This is a genomic window from Rhodopseudomonas palustris, from assembly GCF_034479375.1.
Classification (GTDB): Bacteria; Pseudomonadota; Alphaproteobacteria; order Rhizobiales; family Xanthobacteraceae; genus Rhodopseudomonas; species Rhodopseudomonas palustris_M.
Genome location: NZ_CP140155.1, coordinates 3,481,492 through 3,494,363 on the forward strand (window position 1 = coordinate 3,481,492; position 12,872 = coordinate 3,494,363).

At 64.5% G+C, this 12,872-nt stretch carries 11 protein-coding genes and 1 tRNA gene; 1 reads left to right on the forward strand and 11 read right to left on the reverse strand.

All coding sequences use genetic code 11. From position 1 onward, the window contains the following. Positions 1-96: 96 nt before the first annotated feature. Positions 97-1,296 (reverse strand): substrate-binding domain-containing protein, encoded by a 1,200-nt coding sequence (locus tag SR870_RS15810; RefSeq protein WP_416221168.1) that lies wholly within the window; start codon positions 1,294-1,296, stop codon positions 97-99. Positions 1,297-1,389: 93 nt separating this feature from the next. Here SR870_RS15810 and SR870_RS15815 point away from each other — a divergent pair, with 93 nt between their 5' ends. Beyond that, entirely contained in the window at positions 1,390-1,887 is a 498-nt protein-coding gene (locus tag SR870_RS15815; protein WP_416221088.1) for a MarR family winged helix-turn-helix transcriptional regulator, read from the forward strand. A 34-nt stretch (positions 1,888-1,921) separates the two neighbouring features. Here the strand turns inward: SR870_RS15815 and SR870_RS15820 are convergent, their stop codons facing one another. From SR870_RS15820 to SR870_RS15865, 10 genes are all read right to left on the reverse strand, one after another. Next, positions 1,922-3,028: a LysR family transcriptional regulator gene (locus tag SR870_RS15820; RefSeq protein WP_322514493.1), complete on the reverse strand. Its 1,107-nt coding sequence runs from the start codon at positions 3,026-3,028 to the stop codon at positions 1,922-1,924. Beyond that, positions 2,944-4,617 (reverse strand): carbon-nitrogen hydrolase family protein, encoded by a 1,674-nt coding sequence (locus SR870_RS15825; protein WP_322514494.1) that lies wholly within the window; start codon positions 4,615-4,617, stop codon positions 2,944-2,946. Before SR870_RS15825 ends, SR870_RS15820 begins: the two co-directional genes overlap by 85 nt. Before the next feature lie 60 nt (positions 4,618-4,677). After that, a complete protein-coding gene (locus tag SR870_RS15830) occupies positions 4,678-5,514 on the reverse strand; it encodes an ABC transporter ATP-binding protein (protein ID WP_322514495.1) in 837 nt (278 codons plus the stop codon). Further along, positions 5,511-6,503, reverse strand: a complete 993-nt coding sequence (locus SR870_RS15835) for an ABC transporter substrate-binding protein (RefSeq protein ID WP_322514496.1) — start codon at positions 6,501-6,503, stop codon at positions 5,511-5,513. Before SR870_RS15835 ends, SR870_RS15830 begins: the two co-directional genes overlap by 4 nt. Before the next feature lie 35 nt (positions 6,504-6,538). Beyond that, the gene (locus SR870_RS15840) at positions 6,539-7,324 is read right to left on the reverse strand and encodes an ABC transporter permease (RefSeq protein ID WP_322514497.1); all 786 of its coding nucleotides are present in this window, start codon (positions 7,322-7,324) and stop codon (positions 6,539-6,541) included. Positions 7,325-7,730: 406 nt separating this feature from the next. After that, positions 7,731-7,820, reverse strand: a tRNA-Ser gene (locus SR870_RS15845). A 194-nt stretch (positions 7,821-8,014) separates the two neighbouring features. Continuing rightward, positions 8,015-9,499 carry an alpha,alpha-trehalose-phosphate synthase (UDP-forming) gene (gene otsA / locus SR870_RS15850; RefSeq protein WP_322514498.1) on the reverse strand — a complete coding sequence of 495 codons (1,485 nt, stop codon included), beginning with the start codon at positions 9,497-9,499 and terminating at the stop codon, positions 8,015-8,017. 131 nt (positions 9,500-9,630) lie between these two features. Next, on the reverse strand, positions 9,631-10,437 hold the full coding sequence (gene otsB, locus SR870_RS15855; protein WP_322514499.1) for a trehalose-phosphatase: 807 nt from the start codon (positions 10,435-10,437) through the stop codon (positions 9,631-9,633). Further along, positions 10,434-11,918 carry an MFS transporter gene (locus tag SR870_RS15860; protein ID WP_322514500.1) on the reverse strand — a complete coding sequence of 495 codons (1,485 nt, stop codon included), beginning with the start codon at positions 11,916-11,918 and terminating at the stop codon, positions 10,434-10,436. Before SR870_RS15860 ends, otsB begins: the two co-directional genes overlap by 4 nt. A gap of 164 nt (positions 11,919-12,082) precedes the next feature. Then, entirely contained in the window at positions 12,083-12,838 is a 756-nt protein-coding gene (locus SR870_RS15865) for a helix-turn-helix transcriptional regulator (protein WP_322514501.1), read from the reverse strand. Between the last annotated feature and the right edge of the window lie 34 nt (positions 12,839-12,872).

Sequence of the window (12,872 nt, forward strand, 5' to 3'; positions counted from 1 at the left end):
GGCTCGCTGGCCGCCGCGTCATGGATACTACATACGGAAATATTTTCTATTTCAAGTATTATTTTGCGCCCGGGCTGCGCCGCTCGATGCGGTCGTTCAGAACGTGCCGATCAGCTTGAAATCGAGGCCATCGGCTTCGGCGAGATGGATCGTCATCCGCGCGCGGCCGTCGCGGATCGTCACGGCGCCGCGGGGGCCGTTGTAGACGACGTTCTTCGCCGCGGAGAGTAATGGCCGCGCCGCCAGCGTCTGCGCCTTGTCGGCGACGGCCTCGAGAAAGCGCAGGCCTTCGTAATTGGACTGACCGACCGATCCGATCGGCGGCGCGGTCGGCCCGAACGCCCGTACGCAGGCGGCACGAAACTCGTCGTTGGCGCTGGACGCGTAGCACCCGAAATAGCCCGAGGCGCAGAACAGGTTCTCGGTATTGTCGGCGCCGATGCCGAGCAGCACGGTCTCGTCCATCGCGCCGGCGAGCCGCAGCGTGCGCGTGGCCAGGCCGCATTCGGCAAACGCGCGGTTGAAGGTGACGCTGTCGGCGCCGATCAGCGAGATCAGCACCACGTCGGGGCGCGCCGCGCGGATGCGGGCGAGGTGGCGCTCGTGATCGTCCTCGCCGAGCGGCACGAACTCCTCGCCCACGACCTGGCCGCCAGCATCCTGAATGTATTTCTTGACCGCGCGGTGCGACAGCCACGGCCAGACATAGTCGCTGCCGATCAGATACCAGCGCTGGGCCTTCTTGACCCGGGTGAGCCAGTCGATCGCCGGCCGGCTCTGCCAGCGCGGCGTCTCGCCGATCGCCATCACGCCGGGCGTGCGCTCGCCGCCCTCATAGACCGGCGTGTAGATATACGGCACCCGGCCGCGGATCGCCTTGCGCAGCGCGACGCGGACCGCGCTGATATGCGAGCCCATCACGATGTCGACGTCGTCGAAATCGACCGCCTGCGCCACCCGCCGCGCGACGTCCTCGATCGGACCGCCGGCGTCGCACATCACCAGTTCGATTTCGCGCCCGAGAATCCCGCCGCGTTTGTTGATCTCGGCCGCCGCCAGCAGCGCGGCATTGCTCGAGGCCGGCCCCCAGATCCCCGGCGCGCCCTGGAAGGTGACGAAATTGGCGATCCGCAATTTGTTGCGCGCCCGGCGAGTCGCCGCTCCGGCGCCGTCCCCCGGCCCTTCCACCCACGCCGCATCCGCGAGCGAAGACGCCCTCTCAAGCACACCGATTGGCGGCGAAAATCCTGCGCCACCGCCTCCGAGATCCCCGATCGAAAGCACGCCCTCTCCCATTTTTGGCACAGGGCGTCCCGCGAAAGTCCGACCCCGCACGGGTTTCAATGCTATTCGAAAATATTGAACATTCAACAATTGATGTGCATATAGATGCAGCAAACGCAGCATCCGATTCATTCAAGTCGAACGATAAAGTCTCAGCCCGTGGCCAGACCGCCCAGTTCCAACCCGCCGATCACCGAACATCTCGCTTATCTGCTGGCGCAGGCCAACCGGGAGATCAACCGGCAGCTCGAGGCGCGGCTGCGCGACGAAGGCGTTCCGGTCGAGCAGTGGCGCATCCTCAAGGTGCTGTCCGACGGCAAGGGCCATTCGATGGGCGACCTCGCCGAGGAAGTGTTGCTCAACCACCCGACGCTGACCAAGATGATCGACCGCATGGTGTCGGACTCGCTGGTGTATCGCGTGCAGGCTCCGGACGACCGCCGCAAGGTGCTGATGTATTCCTCCGAGCGCGGCAAAGCGTTGACTCAGCGCCTCAACGCGCTGGCGCTGAGCCAGGAAGCCCACATCGCCGAGAATTACGGCGACAAGGCCACCGCCGAATTGAAACGGCTGCTCGAAAGCCTGATCGACGCCGCGACCTGACGGCAGATCGCTCGCGCCCTTCACCCTGCGTCTCTCACGATCGCCTGCGCCCCGGCTTGTTCTTCACCGAGTTGAGGAACATCCTGTCGGCCTCGATACGTTCCTCCAGGAAGGTGATGACGGCCTTGATGCGGGCGATGTGCAGCAGGTCCTCGTGGACCGAAAGCCAGATATCGCGCGTCGTGAACAACTCCGGCATGACGGGCCGAAGTTCGGGGCGGCCCGAAGCCACATAGGACGGCAGCATCGCGATTCCCTGTCCTGCCGACACGGCGATCGATTGCGCCACCAGGCTGGTGCTCCGGAAGATCGTGTGAGGCGGCCGCAAGACATCGGAGAGCCAGCGGTTCTCCTTGCTGTAGATGTGGTCTTCGATGAAATCGATGAACGCGTGGTCTTCGAGCTCCTTCAGGGTCTGAGGATCGCTCCGACCCTCGAAATACCGATTGGACGCATACAGCGATATGCGAAACTCGCCGACCTTCTTGATCGACAGCCGCTTGCCGTGCGGCCGGAAGAAACTCACGAAAACATCGGCCTCGCGACGGCTGAGGTCGAGCAGGCGGGTATCGGTGATCAGTTCGACCTGGATCGACGGATAGACCTTGTTGAAGTCGACGATGCAGGGCGTGAGATAGAAGCTGCCGATCCCTTCCATCGCCGCGATCCGGACCGCGCCTCCCGCATCGGCGGTGTCGGTGCCGATCGCCTCGACGATCGAGTTCGCCTGGCTTTCCATGCCCTCGGCATATTGCAGCAGCCGCATGCCTATTTCAGTCAGGCTGAAGCCGGATTTGCTGCGCTTGAACAACGTCGAATTCAGGCTTCGCTCGAGCTCCCGGATACGCCGACTGACGGTCGTGTGGTCGACCTTCAGCTTGGCCGCGGCGCGCACCAAGCTGCGTTGCCGGGCCACCTCCAGAAAGTAGACGACGTCGTTCCAGTCATAGCGGATCTTGCGTTGTGTCTTCGCCACGTTCTCTGCCGTCCTGCGGGGCGACCGGCGCTGCTGCGCCGATCGCGCGACCGTCATCGGCCGGTCACCCGTCGGATCGACTAGGCCGCTACGATCGGAGCGTAGGTCTCCACCAGGCGGTTTGCAAACATATCGACCTTGGGGATCATCAGCTTCTGCCGGCACACGGCGAGATCGATGTGCTTGGGCATCACCGCGCCGAGCTTCATCACCCGCGGCGCCGCGATGTTGATGTCCCATTGCGGGAAGCCGGTCGGCGGGATCACCACGCTGCCGCCCGGATACGGACTGTCGACCCGGTTGGCGAGCACGACCGCGACACGGTTGTCCTCGGCACGCGGCACGGCGAGCAGCTCGCGCTCGAACGGTTCGCGCAACGCGGCGGGCCACAGAATGATGTCGGCGCCGCCGATCGCCAGACAGCGCGAGGTCTCCGGAAACACTGCGTCGTAGCCCGACATCACGCCGATGCGGCCGAACGGCGTCTCGAACACCGGATAGTCGAAGCCCGCGACCGCCCATCGGCGCTCTTCGGCGGTGAGATGTGTCTTGCGGTAGCGCCCGATCTCCTTGCCGTCGGGGCCAATCAGCACGGTGGTCACATAGAGCCCGGCGGCGGCGCGCTCGATGACCGGCGCCGCGATCAGGCAGCCGTAGCGCGCGGCGATCTTCGCGACTGCCGCCAGATTCTCCGCCGTCCGGTCGGCCTGCTCGGACGCCTCCTCGACGGAGAGGATGTAGTGCTCGGAGAATGCGTATTCCGGCAGCACCAGCACCTTGGCGCCGAGCTTGGCGGTGTGGTCGACCATGTCGAGCACCTCCGCGACGCTGCAGTCCGGCGTAACGTGAATCTGCACGGCCGCCACCTTGGTGACGGATTTCGACGGGATCAGCGGACGGTCGGCGACGCCATGGACCGGCGTCTGCTCATACGGCAGCGCCATGATGCCGTAGGTCTCGGGGCGGCGATCGGCGATCTTGTCGTTCGCGGTGTAGATCGATTTGTCGGCGGCTTCGTCGAGATCGATGGTGGCGATCGACATGCCGTGCGTATCGTAGGGCACCTTGGACAGCACCCGCCCTTTCGGATCGACGATCATGCTGCCGCCCGGATAATAGATCGAGCGCTCGTAGCCGGCCTTGGTGGCGGCCACCAGCCAGACGCCGTTCTCGTAAGCGCGCGCCGGGCCCCACATGTCGGCCTGGTCCATCGCGAAGAAATTGGCCATGTCGACGATCACTTCGGCGCCCTGCATCGCCATGGCGCGGAAGATCTCGGGAATGCGGCCGTCGAAGCAGATCAAAAGACCGATGCGGCCGAGGTCGGTGTCGACCACCGGGCAGCCGCGCTCGCCGAACGCGAACCAGTTCTGGTCGTGGGTGGCGAGAAACTGCTTGTGATAGTGGCAGGCGACCTCGCCCTTGCGATCGAACATGATGCCGGTGTTGAAGATCTTCTCTTTGACCGGATCCCATTCGGTGATGCCGCTGGCGATATAGACGCCGTGCTTGCGGCTCAGCGCCGCCAGCGCCTGGACGAACGGGCCGTCGGTCAACGTCTCGGCGAGTTCGCGGCAATGCTCCGGCGAATCGAACAGATAGCCGGTGTCCATGCATTCGGGGAACACGATCAGTTCGGCGCCCTGGCGGACCGCATCTTCGACGTAGCGGGTCGCGAGCGCGATGTTGAAGTCGAAATCGCCCAACTTGGCGAGTGTCTGCACCGCAGCGGCGCGAAATCGGCGCTTCGTCATGTCAGTCTCCAGATTCTGATGGTGGTTCGGACTAGTCGGGCCCGGCTCAGCCGGCGCCCGTCATTTCTTCACTTCCTGCCAGAAGCGATCGAGGCAGTGGCGCTTGATCGCCATGAAGTCGTCGCCGGTGGTGACGGCGCGGTCGCGCGGCCACGGCAGGCCGATCTCGACGATCTCGGCGACCTGGGTCGGCCGCCGGGTGAGCAGGACCAGCTTGTCCGCTTGCTCGATCGCCTCGTCGAGGTCGTGCGACACCAGCAGCATCGTGGTCTTGGTCTTCATGAAGATCTTCTGCAACTGCTCGCGCATCGACATCGTCATCTCGTAGTCGAGCGCCGAGAACGGCTCGTCGAGGAACAGCACCTCCGGCTCCGTCACCAGCGCGCGCAGGATCGACACCGTCTGCTGCTGGCCGCCCGACAGCGTGTAGGGATAGGCGTTGAGATCGATCCGGATCTCGAATTCCGCCAGCAGCTTCTCGATCCGCCGCTTGCGCTCGGCGCGCGGCACGCCCATCACCTTCAGCGGGTAATGGATGTTGTCGATCGCCTTCAGCCAGGGAAACAGCGCCTCGCGATAGTTCTGGAAGACGTAGGAGATCCGCGTCTCGCTGATCCGCTGGCCGTCATACAGCACCTCTCCGGCATCCATCGGCATCAGCCCGGAGATCATGTTGATCAGCGTGCTCTTGCCGCAGCCGTTCGGACCGAACACCGAGATGAACTGGCCGAGCGGCAGGTCCAGGTCGAAACCGTCGTAGACGACGGCGTCGTTGAAGGTCTTGCGCAGGCCGCGGATCGTCATCTTCGCCTGCCGGCCGGGCTTCGGCGCGGCGGGCATCGGTGCAGTATCGGTCATCTGCTTCGGCCGCAGTTGGAGGACGCTGCTCGCGCTCATTCGCCGAGATCCGCCTTGGTCAGCAGCTTCTCGCGAACGTTGATCGGCCCCTGCACGACGCCCTGGGCGATGAACACGTCGACCAGCGCCTGATAGGATTTGACGTCGGTGTCGTCGAGATCCTTGAAGCCACGCAGATAAGGCTGCGCCACCAGGTCGAGCTGATCGACCTTGATCGGCGTGTAAGCCGGCAGCACCGCCTTGTACTTGACGAAATCGGCGTTCACCAGGTCGGTCGCCTGATCGATCACCGCCACGACGCGGCGGGCGACGTCCGGGCGCTCGGTCATGAATTTGGTCGTCATCACCGAGGCACCGGAATAGAACGGGTCGGCGATGACGCTGGCGACCGGGTTGGTCATGGCGCGCTTGGCCTTGCCGGACGCCACCGCGATCGAGCCGACCGGCTCCAGCGACAGCGTGGCGTCGACCGTGCCGCCGACCACCGCCGGCACCTGCATGGCGACTGCGAGATCGACCAGCTTGACGTCCTTGTCGGGATCGAGGCCGGCGGCCTTCACCATCTGGCGCGAGATCGTCCGCCACTGGATGCCGGGCACGTGGCCCAGCGTCTTGCCCTTGAGGTCGGCGAAGCTCTTGATCTCGCTGTCCGGCTTGACGATCAGGCCGTCATTGATGCGGTTCACCTTGATGCCGCCGCCCTGCAGACCGAACACCTTGAGCTTGCCGGGGAATTTCGACTCCGCGATCATCGCGATGCCGGCCGCGGCGCCGGGCGGTCCGAAATCGGCGCGTCCGGCGATCAGCGCGTCGATGATCTGGTTCGGCGATTCCATTTTGTTGGAGTCGATCTCGATGCAGGCCTTCTCGAACAGCTTCTGGTCGAGCGCGACGTAATAAGCGGTGGTCTGCATGATCGGCAGCCAGGCCGCAGTCACCTTGTCCATCTTGTCGCAGGCGGCCTGCGCACTGCTGACGGTCGAGAGCGCGGCCGTCATCGCGGCGGCGAACAGAACTGATTTCGACATCTTGGACTCCTTGTGAACGGGGGCGGCAGGGGTCGTCATTTGCCCGACCAGTGGATGACCGAACGTTCGAGAAACAGCAGGATCAGATTGAGCCCGTATCCCATCGCGCCGGCGATCAGGATCGAGCCGTACATGTCGGTGAGCGAGTAGGAGATCTGCGCGTCGATGATGCGATGGCCCATGCCGTCGGTGGCGCCGATGAACATCTCGGCGACGATGATCACGACCAGCGCCAGCGACACCGCCGTGCGCAACCCGATGAAGGTCTGCGGCAGGGTTTCGAAGAAGATCACATCGCGGAAGATCCGGAGCGACGACGCGCCCATCGAACGTGCCGCGAGAATACGCGTCTGCCGGGCGTTCATCACGCCGTAGGCGACGTTGAACACGATCACCAGCCAGGCGGCGAACGCCGCGACGGCGACCTTGGCGAGATCACCGAGCCCGAACAGCAGCAGGAACAGCGGAAACATCGCCGTCGCCGGCGTCGAGCGGAAGAAGTCGATGATGAACTCGACCGAACGATACACCGTCGCCTTGGCGCCAAGCACGATGCCGATCGGAACGCCCGCAATGATCGCGATCGCGATCGAATAAGCGACCCGAGCCAGCGTGCTCCAGAAATCCTCGGTCATGCTGCCGGACCAGATGTTGGCCGCAGTATCGCGAAGTGTGTCGACCGGCGACGGCAGAAGATCCCGGTTGACCCAGCCGCCGCGCGCCGCAAGCCACCAAACCCCGAACAACAGGATCGGGCCGATCGCCAGTTCACTGGCGCGACGGACTCTCGCTGCGGTGATTTTCGAAAGGGCGAACGGCACGGTGTTCAGATCTCCGCGGTGACCAGGCCGATCGTTCAGCGGCTGGTTGGTCCATCATCGTCGATCGAGACCGTATGAAAATGCCGAATAGTGCAACGCAATGTGCAATTTTGCATATTCAAAGAGACCAGAATGGAGATTAATTTGTAATCATACATTGTTGAGTTTATGTGCACCCGGCGCCCGCCCCCCTATCGCGCTACCGCACTCACCGGCACGTCGGACCACTCACGTGTCCGCTCGCCGATCGATGGGGCCGTTGCTGATGACAATGGAAGAACGGCCCGGCGGACCTTGAACCCGAGCGACGGCTCGGGCCAGCCGCGGGTCGGCGGCGATCGTGGCAACTCGAGAGTAGCGCTTTGATGCTGCGCCCCCAGCGGCGGGACTGCGTTTTTCCGTCTGCTGGCGGAGAGAGTGGGATTCGAACCCACGGTACGGTTTCCCGCACACACGCTTTCCAAGCGTGCGCCTTAAGCCACTCGGCCATCTCTCCGGGCGCCCTCTCATGACCGCGCCGGGCGGATTTGGCAAGGGATCGCGGCCGCGGCTGGCGGATTTCACCTAAATTATTGATTTGATGGGGCGCTCCCGCATCGGAAAGCGCGGGCCGCAGGTCCCGCCGGCCGCAACATGGTTGCGGGAATCCGGGCGGGCAGCAGTGCCCGCCGGGAGCGGCGCGGCTGCGTGCTACTGCAGCCTCGCGCCGCCGAATGCCGAAGGGCCACCCCGCGACCAGCCTCCCGCCATCTTCAGCGCCGGCGGCTGGCTGGCAATTTCACGGGCGGCTTCGCGATTGGCGCCGTGGGCGTCTTCCAGGGACGCGACGAAATCGGCGAACCAGGACTGCACGCTGCCGCGGCGCAGCTTGGCCATCATTGCCTCCCAGCGCAGCCGCCGCTCGGTCAGCGGCATCGACAGCGCGGTGGCGATGGCGCGCGCCATGCCCTCGACGTCGTGCGGATTGACCAGCAGCGCGGTGTCGAGTTCGTTGGCGGCGCCGGCGAACTTCGACAGCACCAGCACGCCCGGATCGATCGGGTTCTGCGCTGCGACATATTCCTTCGCCACCAGATTCATGCCGTCCTGAAGCGGCGTCACCAGACCGACCTGCGCGGTACGGTACAGACCCGCCAGCACGCCCTGGCGGAATCCCTTGTTGAGATAGCGGATCGGCGTCCAGTCGGCCTCGCCGAGCCGGCCGTTGACGTCGCTGACGAGCCTGGCGAGTTCGCCCTGCAGATTGCCGTACGCCTCGATGGTGCCGCGCGAGGGCGTCGCGATCTGCAGCAGCGATACGGTGCGCTGCAGCGACGGCCGCGAGGTCAACATGCGGTCGAACGCATTGACGCGGTTGATCAGGCCCTTGGAGTAGTCGAGGCGATCGACACCGATCACCAGCTTCTCGCCGTGGAGGCTCTTGCGCAGCCGCGAAACGTCCGGATGGGCCGTTGCCTTCTGGGCCTGCTGCGCAAAAAGATCGGCATCGATGCCGATCGGGAAGACTTCGCAGCGCGATGTTCCGTGCGGCGTAGCGATCACGCCGTCGGTGATGCTATAGGCAAGTTCGGCTTTGACATAAGCGAGAAAGTTGCTGCGGTCTTCTTCGGTCTGAAATCCGATCAGATCGTAAGCGAGCATCGCCTCGATCAGTTCGCGATTGTGCGGCACGCAACCCATCGTCGCCGCCGACGCCCAGGGCGTATGCAGAAAGAAGCCGATCGGCTGGGTGACGCCGAGCGCGCGCAACTCGGCGCCGAGCGCGAGAAAGTGGTAATCCTGAATCCAAAAGGCGGTGTCGGGCTTGCGGAAGCGCATCAGCGCGCGCGCCATGAAGCCGTTGACTTCACGATAAGAGTGATAGTCGTCCGGCGAAACGCGGATCAGATCGGCGCGCGAATGCAGCGCCGGCCACAATGCGGAATTGGCGAAGCCTTCGTAATAGCCGCCATAGTGAGCGGCCGGCAGATCCAGCATCGCCAGCGCGCCGGCGCCCAGTTGTTCGATCTCTGCGAACGGCTCCCTTTGTACGCCATCGCGCACACGACCACTGGAACCGACCCAGATTGCTCCCGATTTTTCGACAATCGGCAGCAGCGCGGCGGCCAGACCGCCGGTCATCGGCTCATTTGCCGAAGCCCTCGCCACCCGGTTCGAAACGACCACTAGGTTCACATGTCCCTCCGGCGCCCAACCTCTTGATGATTGCCGATATTAACAACCATTCATCGAGTTCGTTCCATGGCCCGATTTCAGCAACATTGCGGCCATGACACGGAAAGACGCGGAACCCAAAAATCTTGCGGCTAAGTTGTGACAAACTGTGGATCGAGCAGCCGCGCGAGCCAGGCCCGCACGTCGCGCGGCTCGTCGAAATGTCCGGCCACGATATCGCTGTGGCGTCCCACCGAAAATGCGAGACCGCGCAGTTCCGGCATGATCGCAAATACCGTTTCGTCGGTGACGTCGTCGCCGAGAAACACCGGCCGGCGACCTTTGAACGGTTCGTGAGTCATCAGTTCGAGCACGCCGGTCGCCTTGGTGACGCCGGCATGCTTGATCTCGCACACCGCCTTGCCGGGCAGCACTTCGAGCGGCGCGTGCGGATTCTCGGCGCGGATCGCAGCGACGGATTCATAGATCGCCTTCTCGGTGTGCGGCGCCAGCCGGTAGTGCAGCGCGAGCGAATAGCCCTTGTCCTCGAGCAGAATGCCGGGGCTGATCCGCGCGATCGCGGCGAGCCGGCTCTTCAACTCGGGATCCAGCGGCGGCACATTGGTCGCGACCCGTTCGGCGCCGGACAACAGCCGCATCTCCGCGCCGTGGCCGCCGACCGCGGGCAGTTTCAACGGCGCGAAGATCAGATCGATATCGTTGATCGAGCGGCCGCTGACCAGCGCCAGCGCGCCGGAGGTGCGCTCGTGCAGGGCGCGCAGCGTCTGCTCGAGTTCCGGCGGCACCCAGACTTCGCGCGGCGTCGGCGCGAGGTCGAGCAGCGTGCCGTCGATATCGAGCAGCAGCGCGCATTGGTCGAGATGCGGCACCAGCGCGCTCGGCACCGGTACGGAATTGGTGGTCGGCCGCGGGGCGTCGTCGGCGAGATTCGAAGTCATCGGTTTCCCTCTACAGCGGCCAGCGGCCGCGCTACTTGTTCCAGCGACCTGCGTTCGGCCGCCACACCATAACGCCAACCGACCATTGCGGCGACGATCATCAGACTCGCGCCGAGCAGATAGCCGGCGAACACGGTGGTACGCGACCCGGTATCGATCAGCGCGCCGAACAGCGCCGGGCCGGCGACGCCGCCGATTCCGGTGCCGATCGCGTAGAAGATTGCGATCGCCAGCGCACGGACTTCGAGCGGGAAGGTCTCGCTGACCGTGAGATAGGCCGCGCTCGCGGCCGGCGATGCGAAGAAGAAGATCACCATCCAGGCGATCGTCTGAGTCTGCGCGGTCAGCGCACCGATCGAGAACAGATAGCCCGACCCTGCGAGCAGAATTCCCGACATGCCATAAGTGAATGCGATCATCTTGCGGCGGCCGATCGTATCGAACAATCGTCCGAGCAGCAACGGGCCGAGAAAATTGCCGGCTGCGAACGGCAGGATGTACCAGCCGATATGGCTGGACGGAATGCCGAAGAAGTCGGTCAGCACCAGCGCGTAGGTGAAGAAGATCGCATTGTAGAAGAACGCCTGCGCCGCCATCAGCGTCAGCCCGACGAACGACCGCTGCCTGTATTTGGTAAGCAGCGTGTGCGCGACCTCTCGCAGCGGCGTGTGGCTGCGCATCTGCAGCCGAATCTTCGACTTGATGCGGTGCTCCGCCTCCGGCGCCGCGCGCGCCGTGCGCTCGATATCGGCCACGATCGCTTCGGCCTCTCGCGGCCGGCCGTGGATCATCAGCCATCGCGGGCTTTCGGGAATCCAGAGCCGCATCACGAACACCACCAGGCCGAGCACGGCGCCGGTCAAATAAGCCAGCCGCCAGCCATATCCGGGATCGATCACCGCCGGATCGAGCAACACGATGGCGCAGACCGCGCCGAGCGCCGCGCCGATCCAGAAGCTGCCGTTGATGACGAGGTCGGTCCAGCCGCGATAGCGCGCCGGCATCAGTTCCTGGATCGTCGAGTTGATGGCGGTGTATTCGCCGCCGATGCCTGCGCCGGTGAGAAATCGAAACAGTGCGTAGCTCCAGACATTCCATGACAGCGCCGTCGCAGCGGTCGCGGCGAGATACAGCGCGAGCGTAATGAAGAACAGTTTCTTGCGGCCGATCCGGTCGGTCAGCCAGCCGAAGCCGAGCGCGCCGATCACCGCGCCGGCGAGGTAGGCGCTGTTGGCGAGGCCGACATCGAGGTTGGAGAATTGAAGCTGCTGTTTCAGCGCGCCCGACAAAGTGCCGGCGAGCGTCACTTCGAGGCCGTCCAGAATCCAAGTGACGCCGAGCGCGACCACCACGCGGGTATGAAAGCCGCTCCACAGCAATCCGTCCAGCCGCGACGGAATGTCCGTTTCGATGACACCGGCGGCACCATCGGCCCGCGCCCGCGGCGGCTCGTTGATCACGGCGCTGGTCGGAATGGCCATTCACCTCGCTCCGGCGTTGAGCCACGCCGCAAGCGCCGAACGTGGCGATCCGCCGCGGGCGGCGGATCGGTTGCGAAGACAACGGAAGTCGACGGCATCGGTTCCCGATGATTCGGGACGGCCGCCCGGTGGCCCCGCGTCACGCTGCACGGGAATGGCTTCGTTTAACGCCGCGCGGGCGCGAAATACGCGCTCGGCGATCTGCCGAGCGAGCGTCGGAACATCGCAGAAAAGGCGCTTGGGCTGTCATAACCACAAGCCAACGCCACGTTCAGAACCGATTGTCCTTCGGCCAGGAGCGACAACGCGTGCAACAGACGCGCCTGCTGCCGCCAGCGAAGAAAGCTCATGCCCGTTTCACGCTGGAACAGGCGCATGAGGCTGGCCCGGCTCATATGAAGCGCGCGAGCGGCGTCCACGAGCGCGATCGAGCGGGCCGGCTCGCCCCGGATCTGGTCGCAAAAGCGAGCGAGCTGGGCATGGCTGGGGGTCGGCAAACTGAGCGGCTCGACCGGCAGGCGCGCCAGTTCCAGGAGCAGGAGCTGCGTGACCGCGCACCTGAACTCTTTCCGTCCTGGGGCGTCGGCGATCACGGCGAGGCGCAGGATCAATTCGCGCAGCAAGGGCGTGACCTCTATCGCCGTGCAGACGACGGGCAGTCCTTTTGCCTCCGACGACTCGACCAACAGCGCGCGGAACTGCACGGCGGAATGACTTCGCGTGTCGTGTTCGATACCGGCCGGCACCCAGACCGCGCGGCTCGGCGGCACGACCCAGGTCCCGTCGGCTGTCGTCACGGAGACGACGCCGCTGATCGCGTAAATGAGCTGCGCTTGCGAATGGGAATGGCGGAGGCTGGCGAAACGGGGCGCATCCTGGCTGAGGACGGCAACATGATCAGTGACCGCCTGCACCGGCATTGCCCAACATGATCCTTTCGCGACGATGATTGAT

Excerpts from the sequence above, each read along its gene's own strand:
- SR870_RS15830 (WP_322514495.1), bottom strand. The coding sequence starts at position 5,514 with ATGAGCGCGAGCAGCGTCCTCCAACTGCGGCCGAAGCAGATGACCGAT.
- SR870_RS15835 (WP_322514496.1), bottom strand. The coding sequence starts at position 6,503 with ATGTCGAAATCAGTTCTGTTCGCCGCCGCGATGACGGCCGCGCTCTCG.
- SR870_RS15825 (WP_322514494.1), bottom strand. The coding sequence starts at position 4,617 with ATGACGAAGCGCCGATTTCGCGCCGCTGCGGTGCAGACACTCGCCAAG.
- SR870_RS15860 (WP_322514500.1), bottom strand. The coding sequence starts at position 11,918 with ATGGCCATTCCGACCAGCGCCGTGATCAACGAGCCGCCGCGGGCGCGG.
- SR870_RS15810 (WP_416221168.1), bottom strand. The coding sequence starts at position 1,296 with ATGGGAGAGGGCGTGCTTTCGATCGGGGATCTCGGAGGCGGTGGCGCA.
- SR870_RS15865 (WP_322514501.1), bottom strand. The coding sequence starts at position 12,838 with ATGCCGGTGCAGGCGGTCACTGATCATGTTGCCGTCCTCAGCCAGGAT.
- otsB (WP_322514499.1), bottom strand. The coding sequence starts at position 10,437 with ATGACTTCGAATCTCGCCGACGACGCCCCGCGGCCGACCACCAATTCC.
- SR870_RS15815 (WP_416221088.1), top strand. The coding sequence starts at position 1,390 with ATGCAGCAAACGCAGCATCCGATTCATTCAAGTCGAACGATAAAGTCT.